The 17,115-nt window shown below is 69.1% G+C and carries 17 protein-coding genes; 1 reads left to right on the forward strand and 16 read right to left on the reverse strand.

Annotated elements, in window-relative coordinates; translation table 11 throughout:
- Positions 1-59: 59 nt before the first annotated feature.
- From hisIE to hisS, 10 genes are all read right to left on the reverse strand, one after another.
- On the reverse strand, positions 60-680 hold the full coding sequence (gene hisIE, locus VER16_RS08640) for a bifunctional phosphoribosyl-AMP cyclohydrolase/phosphoribosyl-ATP diphosphatase HisIE (protein ID WP_324807206.1): 621 nt from the start codon (positions 678-680) through the stop codon (positions 60-62).
- Entirely contained in the window at positions 670-1,446 is a 777-nt protein-coding gene (hisF, locus tag VER16_RS08645; protein WP_324807208.1) for an imidazole glycerol phosphate synthase subunit HisF, read from the reverse strand. Before hisF ends, hisIE begins: the two co-directional genes overlap by 11 nt.
- Positions 1,440-2,174, reverse strand: a complete 735-nt coding sequence (gene hisA, locus VER16_RS08650) for a 1-(5-phosphoribosyl)-5-[(5-phosphoribosylamino)methylideneamino]imidazole-4-carboxamide isomerase (protein ID WP_324807211.1) — start codon at positions 2,172-2,174, stop codon at positions 1,440-1,442. The genes hisF and hisA overlap by 7 nt, the downstream gene beginning before the upstream one ends.
- A complete protein-coding gene (gene hisH, locus VER16_RS08655) occupies positions 2,171-2,773 on the reverse strand; it encodes an imidazole glycerol phosphate synthase subunit HisH (protein ID WP_324807213.1) in 603 nt (200 codons plus the stop codon). The genes hisA and hisH overlap by 4 nt, the downstream gene beginning before the upstream one ends.
- Positions 2,770-3,843 (reverse strand): bifunctional histidinol-phosphatase/imidazoleglycerol-phosphate dehydratase HisB, encoded by a 1,074-nt coding sequence (gene hisB, locus VER16_RS08660; protein WP_324807214.1) that lies wholly within the window; start codon positions 3,841-3,843, stop codon positions 2,770-2,772. Before hisB ends, hisH begins: the two co-directional genes overlap by 4 nt.
- Positions 3,840-4,934, reverse strand: a complete 1,095-nt coding sequence (gene hisC / locus VER16_RS08665) for a histidinol-phosphate transaminase (protein ID WP_324807216.1) — start codon at positions 4,932-4,934, stop codon at positions 3,840-3,842. The genes hisB and hisC overlap by 4 nt, the downstream gene beginning before the upstream one ends.
- A complete protein-coding gene (hisD, locus tag VER16_RS08670) occupies positions 4,931-6,226 on the reverse strand; it encodes a histidinol dehydrogenase (protein ID WP_324807218.1) in 1,296 nt (431 codons plus the stop codon). Before hisD ends, hisC begins: the two co-directional genes overlap by 4 nt.
- The gene (gene hisG / locus VER16_RS08675) at positions 6,223-7,134 is read right to left on the reverse strand and encodes an ATP phosphoribosyltransferase (protein ID WP_079221702.1); all 912 of its coding nucleotides are present in this window, start codon (positions 7,132-7,134) and stop codon (positions 6,223-6,225) included. The genes hisD and hisG overlap by 4 nt, the downstream gene beginning before the upstream one ends.
- Before the next feature lie 34 nt (positions 7,135-7,168).
- Complete coding sequence (locus tag VER16_RS08680; protein WP_324807221.1) at positions 7,169-7,477, reverse strand: YerC/YecD family TrpR-related protein; 309 nt, start codon at positions 7,475-7,477, stop codon at positions 7,169-7,171.
- A gap of 402 nt (positions 7,478-7,879) precedes the next feature.
- Positions 7,880-9,274, reverse strand: coding sequence for a histidine--tRNA ligase (gene hisS, locus VER16_RS08685; RefSeq protein WP_324807223.1), 1,395 nt, complete (start codon positions 9,272-9,274; stop codon positions 7,880-7,882).
- 138 nt (positions 9,275-9,412) lie between these two features.
- Between hisS and VER16_RS08690 the strand changes: the two genes are divergently transcribed.
- A complete protein-coding gene (locus VER16_RS08690; protein ID WP_324807225.1) occupies positions 9,413-10,165 on the forward strand; it encodes a Crp/Fnr family transcriptional regulator in 753 nt (250 codons plus the stop codon).
- A 40-nt stretch (positions 10,166-10,205) separates the two neighbouring features.
- Here the strand turns inward: VER16_RS08690 and thrC are convergent, their stop codons facing one another.
- The 6 genes from thrC to VER16_RS08720 form a co-directional block, all read right to left on the reverse strand.
- Positions 10,206-11,495, reverse strand: a complete 1,290-nt coding sequence (gene thrC / locus VER16_RS08695; RefSeq protein ID WP_324807227.1) for a threonine synthase — start codon at positions 11,493-11,495, stop codon at positions 10,206-10,208.
- 29 nt (positions 11,496-11,524) lie between these two features.
- On the reverse strand, positions 11,525-12,439 hold the full coding sequence (locus VER16_RS08700; RefSeq protein WP_324807230.1) for a homoserine kinase: 915 nt from the start codon (positions 12,437-12,439) through the stop codon (positions 11,525-11,527).
- On the reverse strand, positions 12,436-14,940 hold the full coding sequence (gene thrA / locus VER16_RS08705; RefSeq protein ID WP_324807232.1) for a bifunctional aspartate kinase/homoserine dehydrogenase I: 2,505 nt from the start codon (positions 14,938-14,940) through the stop codon (positions 12,436-12,438). The genes VER16_RS08700 and thrA overlap by 4 nt, the downstream gene beginning before the upstream one ends.
- An 84-nt stretch (positions 14,941-15,024) precedes the next feature.
- Entirely contained in the window at positions 15,025-15,159 is a 135-nt protein-coding gene (locus VER16_RS08710; protein WP_324807233.1) for a hypothetical protein, read from the reverse strand.
- Between the two features lie 138 nt (positions 15,160-15,297).
- Positions 15,298-16,248, reverse strand: a complete 951-nt coding sequence (locus VER16_RS08715; RefSeq protein WP_324807235.1) for a DMT family transporter — start codon at positions 16,246-16,248, stop codon at positions 15,298-15,300.
- Between the two features lie 145 nt (positions 16,249-16,393).
- Positions 16,394-17,095 carry an AraC family transcriptional regulator gene (locus VER16_RS08720; protein ID WP_324807237.1) on the reverse strand — a complete coding sequence of 234 codons (702 nt, stop codon included), beginning with the start codon at positions 17,093-17,095 and terminating at the stop codon, positions 16,394-16,396.
- Between the last annotated feature and the right edge of the window lie 20 nt (positions 17,096-17,115).

Raw genomic sequence — 17,115 nt, forward strand, 5'->3', positions numbered from 1 at the left:
ATGACATCGCGCACGCGGTGTCGCCCGGTAGGTGCGGACCGTTGTTCCGCACGCCCCCATCAACGATGGCGCATTTCCAGCACATCGCGGGCGTCCTGCAGCGACAGCCCGCGCGCGCGCAGCAGCACCAGCAGGTGATACAGCAGGTCGGCCGACTCGCCCAGCAGGGCCTCGTCGTCCTGCGCCACCGCGGCCAGCGCGGTTTCCACGCCCTCCTCGCCCACCTTCTGCGCGATGCGGCGGATGCCGCCTTCGAACAGCGAGGTGGTGTAGCTGCCCGGCGGACGCTGCGCTTCGCGCACGGCCAACAGCTGGCCCAGGCCGCCCAGGAAGTCCTTCGGCGCGCCATCGAAGCAGCTTTCAGCACCGGTGTGGCAGGTCGGGCCGGCCGGACGTGCCAGCACCAGCACGGTATCGGCATCGCAGTCCACGCTGATCGACTGCACCGCCAGCACGTGGCCGGACTGCTCGCCCTTGGTCCACAGGCGCTGCTTGCTGCGGCTGTAGAAGGTCATGTGCCCGGTCACCCGGGTGATGTGCAGCGACTCGGCGTTGACATAGCCCAGCATCAGCACCTGCAGGGTGTCGGCATCCTGCACCACGGCCGGCAGCAGGCCGTCGCCCTTTGCCCAGTCCAGCGATTCCAGCGCCTGCGGCGACGGGCGTACTTCAATAGACATCTCGAACCTCGATCTGCTGTTCGCGCAGGTAGCGCTTCAAATCTGCGATGGCGATAACGCCGCTGTGGAACACGCTGGCAGCCAGCGCGCCGTCCACGTCGGCCTGGTCGAACGCCTGGGCGAAATGCTCCATCGCACCGGCACCGCCAGAAGCGATGAGTGGCACGTTGCACAGCGCACGGGCCTGGCGCAGCTGCTCGACATCGTAGCCACGGCGCACGCCGTCGCTGTCCATGCAGTTCAGCACGATCTCACCGGCACCGCGGCGCTGCGCCTCGACGATCCAGTCCAGCGTGCGCAGCGGCACGGCCTGGGTCTTGCTCGGGTCACCGGTGAAGCGGCGCACCCGCCACTGGCCATCGGCCTCGCGCACCGAATCGACACCGACCACCACGCACTGCACGCCGAATTCCCCGGCCAGTTCAGTGATCAGTTCCGGGCGTCCCAGCGCGGGTGAGTTGATCGACACCTTGTCGGCACCGGCAAACAGCACCCGGCGCGCGGTCTCGACGCTGTCGATGCCGCCGGCCACGCAGAACGGGATGTCGATCAGGCGTGCGATGCGCTCGATCCAGGCCACGTCCACCGAGCGCGCCTCGGGGCTGGCGCCGATGTCATAGAACACCAGCTCGTCGGCGCCCTGGTCGCGGTAGCGCTGGGCCAGCTCGGCGATGTCGCCCATGTCGACGTGGTCGCGGAAGCGCACGCCCTTGACCACGCGGCCATCGCGCACGTCCAGGCAGGGAATGATGCGGCGGCTCAACATTCCAGTGCCTCGCCCAGGTCCATGCGCTGTTCCAGCAGCGCCTTGCCGAGGATGGCACCGCCGCAGCCGGCCGCGCGTGCTTCGGCCACGTCGGCCACGTCACGGATGCCACCGGAGGCCTGCACCGCCACGCCCGGCAGCAAGGCCGCCAGGTGCGTGTACAGGCTGATGTTGGGGCCGGCCAGCATGCCGTCGCGGGCGATGTCGGTGCACAGCAGGTGACGCATGCCGGCGCGCGCGTAGCGCTGGGCCAGGTCGTCCAGGGTCACCCCGGCATTCTCGGTCCAGCCGTGCACCGGCAGCTGCCACTGGCCCTGCGCGTCCTGGCGGGCATCGAGTGCAATCGTGATGCGTTCGGCGCCGAACTCATCCAGCCAGCCCAGCACTTCATCGGGGCGGCGTACGGCCAACGAGCCGACCACCACGCGGTTGGCACCGGCATCGAGGATACGTGCCACGTCATCACGGCCGCGCACACCGCCACCGGTCTGCACCTGCAGCGACGTGTGCTGGCGGATTGACGCCAACAGCGGGGCCAGGGTGTAGCCACCGGCACGGGCCGCATCCAGGTCGACCAGGTGCATCCACTGCGCGCCCTGCGCGGCAAACGCCTGCGCGCGCGGCAGCGGATCGTCGCCGTAGGAGGTCTCCTGCGCGTAATCGCCCTGGCGCAGGCGCACCACGCGGCCTTCGCGGATATCCAGTGCGGGGTAGACGGTGAAACTCATGCAGCAGTGCCCTCGAGGAAATTGCGCAGCATCAGCGAACCGGTATCGCCGGAACGCTCGGGGTGGAACTGGGCGCCGAAGTAGCGCCCCTGTTCGATCACGGCGGTGAACAGGCCGCCGTGGTCACAGGCGGCGACGGTGTGGGCGTTCAGCGGCGCGGCATAGCTGTGCACGAAGTACGCGCTGGAACGGTCCGGCACGCCCTGCAGCAGCAGCGACGGGCGCAGCGCCAGCAGCCGGTTCCAGCCCATGTGCGGCACGCGGATGCCACAGGCCGGCACCAGCTTGCGCACCGTGCCGGGAATCAGGCCCAGCGCATCCACGCCGGTCTCTTCGGAGCGCTCGAACAGCAGCTGCATGCCCAGGCAGATGCCCATCAGCGGCACCTCCAGGCGGCGCAGCGGTTCAACCAGGCCCTGCGCATGCAGGCGCTGCATACCCGGTGCGGCCGCACCGACGCCGGGCAGGATCACCCGCTGTGCGCCGACCAGGCCATCGGCATCGCGTACCAGGCGCACGTTGGCACCCAATCGCTCCAGCGCGTAGCGCACCGACCCGAGGTTGGCACCGCCGGCATCGATCAGTGCAACCTCGCTCACAGCGCCCCCTTGGTGGTCGGCAGCGCGGTGCCCTGTCGGGCCAGCGCCGGGCGCAGTGCACGTGCCAGCGCCTTGAAGCAGGCTTCCACCTTGTGGTGGTCGTTGTCGCCGCGCACCTGCAGGTTGAGGTTCAGGCCGCTGGCATCGCACAGCGAACGGAAGAAGTGCGGCACCAGCTCGGTCGGCATGTCGCCCACGCGCTCGCGCTTGAACTCGCCTTCGAACACGAAATACGGGCGGCCGCTGAAATCCAGCGCGGCGCTGGCCAGGGTCTCATCCATCGGCAGGGTGAAGCCGTAGCGGCCGATGCCGCGCTTGTCACCCAGCGCCTCGCGCAGCGCCTGGCCCAAGGCCAGCCCGGTGTCTTCGATGGTGTGGTGCTCGTCGATGTGCAGGTCGCCCTCGGCCCGGATGTCCAGGGCGAAGCCGCCGTGCTTGCCGATCTGCTCCAGCATGTGGTCGAAGAACGGCAGGCCGGTCGAAATGTGCGCGTCGCCGACGCGATCCAGGTCCAGTTCGACGCGGATCTTGGTTTCCTTGGTATTGCGCTGGACCACGGCGGTGCGCGGTGCATCGGCCAGGGCGTGGGCGATGCCCGCCCAGTCCCACTCGCCACCGAACTGTTCGGTGCGCAGCTGGAAGCCACGGATGTTGAGGTTGTCGGCGAACTGCAGGTCGGTGATGCGGTCACCGACCATTCCCGAACGCGCCCAGTCGATGCTGCGGTCCTGCAGGTAGGCGGTCATCAGGCCGATGCCCGGCTTGCGGGTGGGTGCGTTGTCCTGCGGCCAGCTGCAGTCCACCAGCACGTCACGGAAGCGGATGCCCTGGCTTTCGAAGATCTGCAACATCAGATCGTTGGGGCCATCGAAACTGGCGCGCGGGTAGCTCTCGCTGCCCAGGCCGTCCTGGTTGGTGACGATGACGAACTGGTAGCCGGCGTCGCGCAGCTTCAGCAGCGCCGGGATCACCTGCGGCACGAAGCGCAGCTTTTCGTAGGCGTCGATCTGGAAGTCGGCCGGCTCCTCGATGAGGGTGCCGTCGCGGTCGATGAACAGAATGGGGGTCATGCAGCAGCCCTCCGGGCCGACAGGGCCGCGAGCACGCGGTCGTTTTCTTCGGGGCTGCCGATGCTGATGCGCAGGGCATCGCCCAGCTGCGGTGCGGCGCGCTGGTCACGCACCACCACGCCGGCGGCCAGCAGCGTATCGAACGCGGCCTGCGCATCGGCGAAGCGCACCAGCAGGTAGTTGCCGGACGAGCGGTACACGCGGCGCACGCCGGGCAGGCCCGGCAACGCGGCGAACAGTCGGTCGCGTTCGGCGATGACCGTGGCCACGCGCTCGGCGGTACGGGCCAGCGCCGCCGGCCGCAGGGCCTGCACGGCCAGCTCGGCACACGGTGTCGGCACCGGGTACGGCGCTTGGCAGCGACGCAGCACGGCAATCAGTTCCGGCGCAGCAATCAGGGTGCCAATGCGGGCCGCAGCCAGTGCGTGCGCCTTGGACAGCGTGCGCAGCACGGCGAGGTTGGCGTGCGCGGCCAGTAGCGTGGTCGCCGACGCGCGCTGCGCGTATTCGACGTAGGCCTCGTCGACCACCACCAGGGCCTGCCCGCGCAGCGCGGTGGCCACGCGTTCGATTTCGGCCAAGCCTATATCGCTGCCGGCCGGGTTGGACGGCGCGCACAGGAACACCAGCTTGGCGCCCTGCGCCTGTGCCGTGCCGATGACCGCGTCGAGGTCGGCACGCAGGCCGTCTTCGCCATCGACCAGCGGCACGTCGATCAACGGCGCACCCTGCAGGCGCGCACAGACCGCGTACATGCCAAACACCGGCGAGGTCATCAGCACACCGTCGCGGCCGGGCACGCACAGGGCGCGCACCAGCAGGTCGATGGCCTCGTCGCTGCCCCGCCCGACCAGCAGCTGCTGCGGCGGCACGCCGTACAGCGCCGCCAGGCCTTCGCGCAGCGCCAGCGGCTGCGGCTCGGGGTAGCGCCGGCTGCTGCCGGCACTGTCGGCCGGATTCGCCCAGGCCGATTCGTTGGCGTTCAACCACACCTCGCCCTGCACGGTCGCGCTGCGCGCCGAGCTGTAGCCGGCGAAGGCCTGCAGATCCGGGCGCACCAGCGCCAGCACGTCATCGATGGCGGCGCTCATGCGGCGGCCTCCATGCGCAGGGCCACCGCGCGCTCATGCGCATCCAGGCCTTCGGCGCTGGCGATGATGCGCGCGCAGCCGCCGATCGCGGCCAGGCCGGCAGCGCTGGCGCTCTGCACGCTGATCAGGTTCTGGAAGCTGGCAACGCTGACGCCGCTGTAAGCACGCGCGGCACCGGCGGTGGGCAGCACGTGGTTGGTGCCGCTGCAGTAGTCACCCAGTGCTTCGGGGGTGTAGTCGCCGAGGAACACCGAGCCGGCGGCCTGCACCTGGCCCAGCCAGTCACGCGGTTCGCGCAGGGCGAGGATCAGGTGCTCGGGTGCGTAGCGGTTGCTGATCGCGAAGGCATCCGCCAGCGTATCGACCTGGATCAGGCGCGAGGCCGACAGGGCCTGACGTGCGATCTCCTGGCGCGGCAGCAGCGCGACCTGGCGCTCCACTTCCGCCTCGACCGCCGCCAGCATCGCCGCATCGTCGGTCAGCAGCAGCACCTGCGAATCCGGGCCGTGCTCGGCCTGCGACAGCAGGTCCGCTGCCACGAACGCCGGATTGGCGCCGGCATCGGCGATGACCAGCACTTCGGAAGGACCGGCCGGCATGTCGATGGCGGCGGCGCCATCCTGTGCGACCTGCTGCTTGGCTTCGGTGACGAAACTGTTGCCCGGCCCAAACAGCTTGTCGCAGGCGGGAATGCTGGCCGTGCCGTAGGCCATCGCGGCGATGGCCTGGGCGCCGCCCAGCTTGAACACGCGCTGCACGCCGGTCAGGCGCGCGGCCACCAGCACCGCCGGATCGGCCGTGCCATCGGCGCGCGGCGGCGTGCACAGCACCACCTGCGGGCAACCGGCCAGCTGCGCCGGCACACCCAGCATCAGCGCGGTGGACGGCAGCGGTGCGCTGCCGGCCGGCACGTACAGGCCGACGCGACCGATCGGCCGCAGCATGCGTTCGCAGACCACGCCGGGCGCGGTTTCCACCGCATAGCCCTTGCCCATGCCCGCTTCATGGAAGCGCGTGATGCGCGCGGCGGCGTCGACCATGGCCTGGCGCAGTTCGGCCGGCACGGCGGCTTCGGCCGCGGCGAACTCGGCCTCGCTCACTTCAAACGACGTCAGTTCGACGCGATCAAAACGTGCGGTGATGGCACGCAGCGCCTCGTCGCCCTCTGCGCGTACCTGCGCGATCAGCGCGGCCACGGCATCACGGGTCTGCTGCGCCACGGTCTGCACCGGGCGGGTCAGCGCCGCGCTGCGGGCGGCTTCATCGAGTTGTGACCAGATCAGACGATTCATGCCAGCGACCGCTCCACGCTCAGTACCATCAGGCCCTGTGCGCCGGCGCGCTCCAGTTCTTCCATGCGCTGCCAGGTCAGCGGACCCGGGCACATGGTCTGCAGGCGAAGTGCACCGCCATCTGCAGGCAAACGCACCAGCGGTTCGGCATCGGCCAGCAGCTGCGCCAGCGCATCCACGCGGTCCTCGCTGGCGCGGAACATCAGCAGCTTGCGATCCTGCTTCTGCACCACGCCGTCCAGGCGCCGCAGCAGCATGCTCCGCAGCCCGGCGCGGGCATCGTCCGGCACGCGCACCGCACCGGCCAGCACGGCTTCGCTGTCCAGCAGGTTGTGCACCGGGGTGAGCTGGTTGGCGCGCAGGGTGGCGCCGCTGGAGACCAGGTCGCAGATCAGTTCGGCGGTGCCCAGGCGCGGGGCGATTTCCACCGAGCCGGAGAGTTCGACCACCTGTGCGTCCACGCCCTGTTCGGCCAGCCACTGCTTGAGGATGGCCGGGTAGCTGGTGGCGATGCGGGTGCCGGCCAGCTGCGCCGGGCCTTCCCACTGCCATTCCTCGGGCACGGCCAGCATCAGCCGGCACTGGCCGAAGCCCAGCCCGCGCAGGGCCTGGTAGGCGTCGGGCAGGCCGATCTGGCGGCGCGCGGCGGCCTGCTCGTCCAGCTCGTTGCGGCCGACGATGCCGAGGTCGCAGACGCCATCGGCGATCAGGCCGGGGATGTCGTCGTCGCGCACCAGCAGCAGATCCACCGGCAACGATTCGCCATAGCAGAACAGCTTGTCGCGGCTCTCGCGCCAGCTCAGGCCACAGGCGCTGAGCAGGTTACGGGCGGGTTCGGCCAGACGGCCACTCTTCTGGATGGCGATACGCAGCCGGTCACGTGCCGGCGCTGCCTGGGTTGCACTCATGGGGGAGGTCTCGAAGTTCGGTACGGGGCGCGGATCAGCGCGAAGCAAGGCGGTCGACGGCGGCGGCATAGCCTCGATGGCCATGCTCGAGGGTGCGTGCCACCCGTCCGGTGGTGGTCACGCTGACGCCGGTGCGCTCATGGATCTCGCGGTAGGGCACGCCCTGCTGCAGCAGGGGGACGACCTTCCAGCGGTCGGCCATGGCTTCAAGCTCGGCGGGGGTGCAGAGGTCGCGCAGGAAGGCGAGCACCTGGTCGGGTTCGCGCAGGGCGGCAAAGGCCTGGGCCAGGGATTCAAGGTCGGCCTGGGGGTCTTTGGCGGCGATGTCGGGGCGGGCTTTCACGAGGTGGAGTTCTTGCATCAATGTAATAGCGCGCTAGTACATTAGCGCATTCTTGCGCAGTGCGTCAATTTTTGAGGTTGGTCGCGGCAGGGCTGCGCCCTGCACCTGCCGAAGCCGAAGCCACGGCAAAAGCTGGTTTACTGGGGGATGGCGGGGTGGGTCCGGTGGCAGGGGACGCCGTAAACCCGTCCATGGGGGCTTGGTCGCGGCATCCATGCCGCTCACACCCCTGCCACCGGACCCACCCCGCCTTCGACAGTTGGCTGCAAGCTGTTGGGAGAGCCTGGGGTCGGATCCGTTTTCCGGAGGAAAACGGCTCTGACCCCGGAGCGCGGTCCGGAAACGACAACGCCCACCGGGTGGTGGGCGTTTCGTTCAACCTCTGGATGCTGCCAGAGGCAGTTACATCACCTTCGACTGTTCCAGCTCGACCTGCAGGGTGCTGGCCAGTTCGTCGCGGGAGACTTCGAACTGCTGCTCGCGCACCAGGTCCTTCACTGCGACCACGCCACGAGCCAGCTCGTCCTCACCCGCCAGCACCACGAAGCGGATGCCTGCCTTGGCGGCGTATTGGAACTGCTTGCCGATCTTCTTTGGCTCCATCTGCACTTCGGTGTTGATGCCACCGCTGCGCAGGCGGCGGGCGATGTCCAGCGACTGCGCCATGCCCTGCTCGTCCATCAGCGCGACCAGCGCCTGCACGCTGCTGGCTTCGATGCCGTCGATCAGGCCGGCTTCGCGCAGCTGCCAGAACAAGCGCGACAGGCCGATGGAGATGCCCACGCCCGGCAGCTTGGACTTGCTGTAGTGGCTGGCCAGGTCTTCATAGCGGCCACCGGAGCAGATCGAACCGATCTGCGGGTGGTCGGTCAGCGTGGTCTCGTACACGGTGCCGGTGTAGTAATCCAGGCCGCGGGCGATGGAGAAGTTCAGGCAGTACGCGGTTTCCGGCACGCCCAGCGCCTGCACCAGCTGCAGCACCTCGCGCAGCTCCGCCACACCGTTGCGCAGGGTTTCCGACGATGCGGCACCGGCTTCCAGCGCAGCCAGCTGCGCCAGCGCGTCTTCGTGGCCCTTGGAGCGCACGGCAACGAACGCCAGGATCTTCTCGACCTGCCCGGCCGGGATGTCGAAGTCCTCGCCCACCAGCGTTTCGCGCACGTAATCGGCGCCGCGCTTGTCCAGCTTGTCCACCTCGCGCAGCACGGCCAGCTGGCGCTCGCCCTCGGCCACGCCCAGGCTTTCAAAGAAGCCGCGCATCAGCTTGCGGTTGTTCAGCTGGATGCTGAAGTCACCGATGCGCAGTTCGGAGAACACCGCATGGATGACAGCCAGCACTTCGGCGTCGTAACGCACGCTCAGGCTGTCCTTGCCGATCACGTCGATATCGCACTGGTAGAACTCGCGGAAACGCCCGCGCTGGGCGCGCTCGCCGCGATACACGCGCTGCATCTGGTAGCGGCGGAACGGGAAGGTCAGCTCGTGCTCGTGCTCGGCCACATAGCGGGCCAGCGGCACGGTCAGGTCGAAACGCAGCGCCATTTCCGGCAGCGAACGGTCGCCCGATTCGGCCGCGTTGGCCAGCGCACCGGTGGACTGCACGAAGTACACCTGGCGCTCGGTCTCGCCACCGGACTTGGTCAGCAGCACGTCAGACAGCTCGAACACCGGGGTTTCCACCGGCAGGAACCCGAAGCGCTCGTAGTTGCGGCGGATGACGTCCAGCATGCGCTGGAACGCAATCTGCTCGCGCGGCAACAGTTCAAGGGTGCCGGGCGGGGTACGGGGCTTGATCACGGGCGGAACTCCTGCAGGAACGGGAACGTGGGAGGGGGCGACATTCTACCGCCCCGCATCACTCAGCCGCCGATCAGGGGCCATCAGGCCGCATGAAGTATCATAAAGCCCTCCCCGCCCGTGATACGCCCCCGCACCATGTCCCGGCCTGCCGGCGCCCCGACCGCCACCCACGACGCCGCCGCGCCGTCCTGCAGCACGCTGGACTGCCTGCACTGCTCGGTCCGCCACCTGGCGGTCTGCTCGGCGCTGTCGCCCGATGAAGTGCAGGCACTGGAACAGGTGACCGTGCCGCAGCAGGTGGGCATGGGCAGTACTCTGGCCCGCACCGGCGAGGAACGGCAGCATGTCTATACATTGACGGCCGGCGCGCTGCGCCTGGTGCGCACGCTGCCCGATGGCCGTCGCCAGATCCAGGGCTTCGTGTTGCCCGGCGATTACCTGGGCCTGAGTGGCAGTGACCACCACCGCCACGATATCGAGGCCATCGCTGACAGCCGCGTCTGCCGCGTCGCCCTGCCGCAGATGAAGGCGCTGCGCGGCCGCTACCCGCACCTGGAGCGCAAGCTGCTGCAGCGCGCCTGCCAGGAACTGGATGCCGCACAGGATGCCGCGCTGGCCCTGGCCCGCCTGCAACCGGCGGAAAAACTGGCCGACTTCCTGTTGCGCCTGGCCGCACGCGAGGCCAGGCTCGGTGGCGATGGCCTGCGCGTGTCGCTGCCGATGGGCCGCGGCGATATCGCCGACCACCTTGGCCTGACCATGGAAACGGTCAGCCGCACCTTCACCAAACTGCGGCAGCAGGGCCTGATTGCCCTGCCCCATCTGAACGTGGTGGAGATCCTCGACGAGGACGGGTTGCGCGCACTGGCGGGCGAAGGGCTGGCCTGACGGTCGCGACGCTCGCCGGGCATGGCCCGGCGGCGTTTGATCAACGCAACAACACCCCGCGCAGCGCCGCGTAATCCGCTGCCAATGGCTCGGCATGCGCCGGCCGCTGCAGCAGCGCCTCCAGTGCCGGCGGCACTGCCACGGGCTCGCCGATCAACGGCTCCACCACTGCTTCGAACTTGGCCGGGTGCGCGGTGGACACCACCGCCCAGTCGCCCTTGGCCCCCCGCGCGCGCAGATCCTGCAGCACCTTCACCGCAGTAGCGGTGTGCGGGCAGAACAGTTCGCCGCTGCTGGCATGTGCGCTGGCAATGGTGGCACGGATGGTCACATCATCCACCGCGAACGCACGGAACGCCGCGCGCAGCTCGCCATCATCCTCGGCATACAGCCAACGCAGGCGCTCGAAATTGCTTGGTGCCCCCACATCCATCGCGTTGGCCACGGTGGCCACACTGGCCTGCGGCTGGTAGTCGCCACCGTTGAAGTAGGCCGGAAGCACCGCATTGGCATTGGTGGCCAGCACGATCTGGCCGATCGGCACGCCCAGTGCACGTGCCAGCACGGCGGCCATTGCATTGCCCAGGTTGCCGGTCGGCACCACCAGGTTGAGGCGGCGTCGCGTGCGCGCGTGATGGGTCAGCGCCGCGTGCGCGTAGTAGCTCATCTGCGGCAGCAGCCGGCCCAGGCTGATGCTGTTGGCCGAACTCAGCGGCACCTGTGCCTGCAGGTCCGCATCGGCCAGTGCCTGCTTGACCATCGCCTGGCAATCATCGAACGAGCCGGCCACGCGCAGCGCCTGGATGTTGTCGCCGAAGCAACCCAGCTGGTGCGCCTGGCGGGGCGAAACACGGCCATCGGGATACAGCACCACCACGCGCACACCGGGCTGGCGATGGAAGGCCGCCGCCACTGCGGCACCGGTATCGCCGGAGGTGGCCACGACTATCGTCAGGTCACGATCCTTGCCCGCCTGCAGGCGCGACAACGTGCCGGCCAGGAAGCGCGCGCCGATGTCCTTGAACGCGGCGGTCGGGCCATGGAACAGCTCCAGCACATGATCGCCGTCGCGGCCAAGCGGGCGCAGCGGCACCGGGAAATCGAACGCCTCCTGGCAGATCGCCGGCAGTGCGCCCTGCAGTGGGTCGCCTTCGAAGAACGGCGCCAGCAGATCGGCGGCGGTCTCGGCGAGGGTGGCACCGGCGTGCAGTTCGCGCGGCGCAGGCAACACCTCAGGTACGTACAGGCCGCCGTCCGGGGCCAGGCCGGCGGCGATGGCGGCACTCAGGCCAACAGCGGGTGCATGGCCTCGGGTCGAAACGAATTGCATGAGATCGGTATCCAGCAAGGGGGAAGGATTCAGCACAGTCGCGCTCCGGCAGCATCCAGCGGTGATACCCAGGCATCACTGCCGAAACCGGCTGCGGCAAAGGCCGCGCGCACCGGCGCCGCAGCGGCATGGGCCTGGTCTGCATCTTCAAACCAGGCAAAGACGCTCGGGCCGGCACCGGAAATGCCCGCACCCATTGCATTGGCTGCCAGTGCGGCATCGCGCGCAGCCTCGAAGCCGGCAATCAGCGCGGCGCGACGCGGCTCCACCAGCACATCACGCAGGCCGGCACGCACCAGACCCGCATCGCTGCGATGGCAACCACTGAGCACCAGCGCAAGGTTGGCGCTCTGCGCGACGAATTCGCCCAGCGCATAGCTGCCCTGCAGTGCCGCACGCGCGCGTCGGGTCTCCAGCACCGCATGCGGATGCACCAGCAGGCTGTGCCAGCTGGCCGGCACCGGGATCGGCAACAGGCGCTCGGCCGTGCACAGCGCCAGCCCGCCCAGCAGCAGCGGGCCGACGTTGTCGCCGTGGCGCCCACCGCTGGCCACCGCCTCGCCATCCAGCGCATGCGGATACAGCGCCTCGCGCGACAGCGGCGTGTCCAGCAGGGCATTGGCAGCCACCAGTGCCGCCACGCACGAGGCCGCCGAACCGCCCATGCCCGAGCCGAACGGAATGCCCTTGTCGATCTCGACCGCGAAGCCATACGAAAGACCCAGGCCCTCGCGCAGCGAGATCAGCGCGGCGCCGGCTGTGTTGCCCGGCGCATCCAGCGGCAGCTCGACGGCACTGCCGCGGATGGCGTCGATGCGCACGGTGGGCTCATCGATGCGGCGCACCGTCACGGTATCGCCGATGCCGGCAATCGCATGGCCGAGAATGTCAAAGCCCACCGCCACGTTGGCAACGGATGCGGGCGCGAATGCGCATGCAATCACAGCCGCGCTCCTTCGCCGGCGGCCACGCGCAGCAGATCGGCGAACACGCCGGCAGCGGTGACCTCCGGTCCGGCTCCCGGGCCCTGCACCACCAGCGGGTTGTCGCAGTAACGACGGGTGCGGAACTGCACCACGTTGTCGGTCAGGCGCAGGTTGGCGAAGGTATGGTCGGCCGGCAGTTCCTGCAGGCCCACCGATGCACCATCGGCACCCAAGCGGGCGACATAGCGAAGCACCGCACCACGCGCCCGGGCCGCTTCAAGGCGCTGCAGCAGGCTGGCATCGGATTCGCCCAGGCGGGCCATGAAGTCGTCCACGCTGCCATCGCGCAGCAGCGCTGGCACCAGGCTTTCCACCTGCACCTGTTCCAGGCTGAGTGCGTGGCCGGCCTCACGGGCGAGGATCACCAGCTTGCGGGCCACGTCCACGCCGGACAGGTCGTCGCGCGGGTCCGGCTCGGTGTAGCCCATCGAACGCGCCTGCGCCACCAGCTTGGAGAACGGCTGGCTGCCATCGAAGCGGTTGAACAGCCACGCCAGCGTGCCGGAGAAGATGCCCTCCACCGCCAGCACTTCATCGCCGGTATCGACCAGGTCGCGCAGCGTGGTGATCACCGGCAGGCCGGCGCCTACCGTGGCTTCGTAACGGAAGCGCGCGCCACTGGCGGCGGCAGCGGCGCGGATGCGCTGGTAGCGCGACAGCGGACCCGAACCCGCCTGTTTGTTCGGGGTGACCACATGGATGCCGGCCGCCAACCAGCCCTCGTAACGCTCGGCCACTTCGGCGCTGCCACTGCAGTCGATCACCACCGCATGCGGCAGGTGTGCGGCCAGCAGGTGCTCGGTGAATCGGTCCAGATCGCTGGCCTGCCCATCGTCGTGCAGCGCCTGCCGCCAGTCGGCGTGCAGACCATCGGCCTCCAGGCGCATGCGCGAACGCGACGCCAGTGCCCGCAGGCGCAGGTCGACGTTGGCCTTGGCCAGCAGCTGCGTGCGCGCGGCCAGCAGCTGGTCCAGCAGCGCCGCACCGACATTGCCCGGCCCGATCACGCCCACCGCGAAGGTCTGCGGCGAGAGCCAGAAGCCGGCGTGCGCGGCACGCAGGGCGCGCGTTGCATCCGCGCTGGCCACCGCAACCGAGATGTTGCGCTCGGACGAGCCCTGCGCGATCGCCAGGATGTTCACCTGGGCCCGGCCCAGCGCCTCGAACAGGCGCGCGGCCACGCCGGGCTGGCCGGCCATGCCATCACCCACTGCCGCCAGCACGCTGACGCCCTCGCTCACCTGCACGCGCTGCACCTGGCCCACCGCCAGTTCATGGGCGAAGGCATGCAGCAGCGCCTCGCGGCCACGTGCGGCTTCAGCGGTGCGTACCACGCAGCAGATCGAATGTTCGGAGGACCCCTGCGAGATCATCACCACCGACACCTGGGCCTGGCGCAGTGCCGAGAACACCCGTTCGGCCGTGCCCGGCACACCCATCAGACCGGTGCCTTCCAGGTTCAGCAGGGCCAGGTCGGGACTCAGCGTCAGGCCCTTCACCGGCCCGCGCGGCGAGCGCTCGGCGCTGATGCGTGTGCCCGGGTGCGCCGGATGGAAGGTGTTGCGGATGAAGATCGGCAGGCCCAGGCGGATGGCCGGCGACATCGTCTGCGGATGCACGACCTTCGCGCCGAAGTAAGCCAGTTCGCAGGCCTCGTCATAGCTCAGCGCTTCCAGCTGCACGGCCTCGGGCACCAGCCGCGGATCGGCCGAAAGCACGCCATCGACATCGGTCCAGATATGCAGTTCGTCGGCGTTGAACAGCGCAGCGAAGATCGCACCGGAATAGTCACTGCCGTTGCGGCCCAGCGTGGTGATGCGGCCCTCGCGGTCGCGGGCGACGAAACCGGTGGCGACCACGCGCGACTGCGGGTGCTGCAGGCGCCATTTCGCCAGGCGGTCGGCACTGGCCTCCCAGTCCACGTCCACGCCCAGTTCGCCGTGGCCCACCACCAGCACATCGCGGGCATCGAGCACCGCGCAGTCTTCGCCGAGCGCCTGCAGATGCATGCCCAGCAGCTGCGCGGAAAACACTTCGCCCAGCCCCTGCACGCGATCCAGCACCTCGCGCGGCAGCTCACCGATCACCGCCAGCGCGCCGAGCACTTCGGCCAGGTGGTCGAAGCGCACGTCGATCCATTCCACGGTCTCGCCCACCTGCTCGCCGAGCAGGGCCACGGCCGCCCCGCGATGGCGCGCACGCAGCGCATGCCAGGCTTCGCGCCACCCTGCATCACCGCGCGCGGCCAGTTGTGCCAGCTCGATCAGGGCATCGGTGACGCCCTTCATTGCCGACACAACGGTGACCTGCAGCGGCTCGGGCCGGGCCAGCAGCAGGCCGGCCACATGGCGGTAGCGTTCGGCATTGGCCACCGAGGTGCCGCCGAACTTGTGCACGACGGTGGACGGCGCGGCCAGGTCGGCCGGGGCAGCGGGATGGGCGGGGGCGTGGAAAGACATGCAGACCTCGGTAGGAGGCCCCGTCGCATGCAGGTGGAGGGTTTCCCCGTCACCTGGATGGTGCGGGGCCGTTGTTTTCGGGAGTTACACGAAGACGACGGGCCGCACCAGGGCAGTGGTGACGGTGGTGGTAATAATGGTGGTGGTGGCGACCGGCGCAGTCGACCCGCCCGCAGAAGCGGGGGCAATCAGGCTGGCAAGGGCGGCATCGAAGACCATGGCGCACAGAAAACACCGTGCGCCGGGGGGCTGTCAAGTGCTGCGATGCAAAAATCGTTTGTTTCGATCATCGCCCAACGTGCAGCCATTTGGTTGCAATTGAGACAAAGCGGGCATCAGGGCGTTTGAGGCCGCCAATCAGCCGGCATGTTCGGCGATCGCACGCGGGGCGCGGTGCGCGTGGGCGCACAGCAGCACGCCTGCCACCAGGAACACGATCGCCAGCGCCTCCATCAGGCTCGGCCAGCGCCACTGCCAGGCAAAGGCATACAGCAGCGCGAACAACGTTTCAAACACGATCATCTGCCCGGTCAGGGTCAACGGCAGCAGCCGGCTCGCGCGGTTCCAGAAGGCGTTGCCGATGATCGACGCAATGACCGCCACACCGGCACTGATGGCCCAGAACAGGCTCCACTGCGCCGGCGTGTGGCCGGCGGTCTGGCCGATGAAGGCCATCGGCACCAGCAGCAGCGCCAGGCCGCCGGTGGTGACGCCGGTCAGCAGCGACCAGTCATGGCTGGACAGGTCGGCGCGCCGGGCCAGCCAGCGACTGTTGCCCACCGAGTACAGCGCCCACGAGAACAGCGCGCCAAACGCGCACAGCAGACCGATCAGCCGCTGCCGCCACGGCGTGGCCAGGTGCTCGGACATCAACGATTCCCAACCGACCAGGGCCACGCCCAGCACGCACAGCCCCAGCGCTGGCAGCAGCGCCTTCAGCGGCACGGCGCCCTTCTCGCGCACACCCACCAGTGTCACCACCACCGGGATGAGACCCACGATGAGCGAGGCCGCCGCACCACCTGCCCACTGCACGGCCGTGGCCAGCAGCAGGAAATACACCAGGTTGCCGGCAAGGCTGAGCCACAGCAGCCCGATCCATTCAGCGCGTCCCAGCTTCGACGCCAGCCGCTTCCAGCGCGGCAGCAGCAGCACCACGGCAATCAGGCCGTAAACCAGGTAACGGCCCGCAGACAACTGCAGCGCATTGAACGAATGCAGCACGGCCGGCGCGAGGAAGACCACGCCCCAGAGCGCACCCGCGGCAACGCCATTGGCAATGCCCAGGGCCATCGGGTTGTTGCGCATATCAGGTTCTTCGGGGGAGAGAACAGGCTGCGCACTCTAGGCGGCGATGGGCGCGGCGTCTTGACCGAGGCTACTGCCCGATCTCTTCGTAGAGTCGAGCTTGCTCGACTGCTCTTCGCGGAAAGCCAGTCGAGCAAGCTCGACTCTACAAAGGCGCTTCGCCACGCCGCCAGGCGCTCGGGGTCTGGCCGGTCTCGCGCTTCAGTGCGCGGGTCAGCGCACTCTGTTCGGAATACCCCGCCGCCAGCGCGATATCGCTGATCGGCGCTGCACTGGTCAGCAGCGCATGCTTGGCCCAGCGCAGCCGGCTGGCGCTGAGCCAGGCCTGCGGGCTGACCCCGAATTCGCGCTGGAACAAGGCATGCAGCCGGCTTTCGCTGACGCCAACATGGGCCGCCATGCGCGCCACCGGCCAGGCCTGTCCGGGCTCGGCCTGCACGACCGCGCACAGGGCCTGCAGCCGCGCGCCACTCCCCGCGGGGGCAAACACACGCAGCAGGTCGGGCAGCAGCTCCGGCATGCAGCCACCCACCCGCACCTGGGCCAGACGCTGGCGCAGTGACAGCGGCAGGTGCAGCCAGCGCTGGCGACTGAGGTGTTCCTGGGTCAGGTCATCGAGCACACCCGGCCCACAATCGACGATCACGAAACCGTTCGGCCCGTGCGCCATCTGGTCGTGCGCCTCACCGGCGGCGACGAATGCACCCTGCAGCAGGTCCAGGCGGCCGCCACGGCCCTCCAGCTCGAACTGCAGCTCGCCCTGCAGCGGCAGCACCCACTGGGCATAGTCGTGGCGGTCCAGACCGGTGGCCTGGCCGTAGTGCCGCAGATGGAAGATGGCGCCCATCGACGAAGTGTGCGCGCGCA

It is taken from the genome of Stenotrophomonas sp., assembly GCF_035634915.1.
Lineage (GTDB): Bacteria > Pseudomonadota > Gammaproteobacteria > Xanthomonadales > Xanthomonadaceae > Stenotrophomonas.

What these genes read in the sequence shown, in the direction of transcription:
- thrA (WP_324807232.1), bottom strand. Translation starts at nt 14,940, where the DNA reads ATGTCTTTCCACGCCCCCGCCCATCCCGCTGCCCCGGCCGACCTGGCC.
- hisD (WP_324807218.1), bottom strand. Translation starts at nt 6,226, where the DNA reads ATGAATCGTCTGATCTGGTCACAACTCGATGAAGCCGCCCGCAGCGCG.
- VER16_RS08715 (WP_324807235.1), bottom strand. Translation starts at nt 16,248, where the DNA reads ATGCGCAACAACCCGATGGCCCTGGGCATTGCCAATGGCGTTGCCGCG.
- VER16_RS08720 (WP_324807237.1), bottom strand. Translation starts at nt 17,095, where the DNA reads ATGGGCGCCATCTTCCATCTGCGGCACTACGGCCAGGCCACCGGTCTG.
- hisIE (WP_324807206.1), bottom strand. Translation starts at nt 680, where the DNA reads ATGTCTATTGAAGTACGCCCGTCGCCGCAGGCGCTGGAATCGCTGGAC.
- VER16_RS08690 (WP_324807225.1), top strand. Translation starts at nt 9,413, where the DNA reads ATGTCCCGGCCTGCCGGCGCCCCGACCGCCACCCACGACGCCGCCGCG.
- hisF (WP_324807208.1), bottom strand. Translation starts at nt 1,446, where the DNA reads ATGTTGAGCCGCCGCATCATTCCCTGCCTGGACGTGCGCGATGGCCGC.
- VER16_RS08710 (WP_324807233.1), bottom strand. Translation starts at nt 15,159, where the DNA reads ATGGTCTTCGATGCCGCCCTTGCCAGCCTGATTGCCCCCGCTTCTGCG.
- hisA (WP_324807211.1), bottom strand. Translation starts at nt 2,174, where the DNA reads ATGAGTTTCACCGTCTACCCCGCACTGGATATCCGCGAAGGCCGCGTG.
- hisG (WP_079221702.1), bottom strand. Translation starts at nt 7,134, where the DNA reads ATGAGTGCAACCCAGGCAGCGCCGGCACGTGACCGGCTGCGTATCGCC.
- thrC (WP_324807227.1), bottom strand. Translation starts at nt 11,495, where the DNA reads ATGCAATTCGTTTCGACCCGAGGCCATGCACCCGCTGTTGGCCTGAGT.
- hisC (WP_324807216.1), bottom strand. Translation starts at nt 4,934, where the DNA reads ATGAGCGCCGCCATCGATGACGTGCTGGCGCTGGTGCGCCCGGATCTG.
- hisB (WP_324807214.1), bottom strand. Translation starts at nt 3,843, where the DNA reads ATGACCCCCATTCTGTTCATCGACCGCGACGGCACCCTCATCGAGGAG.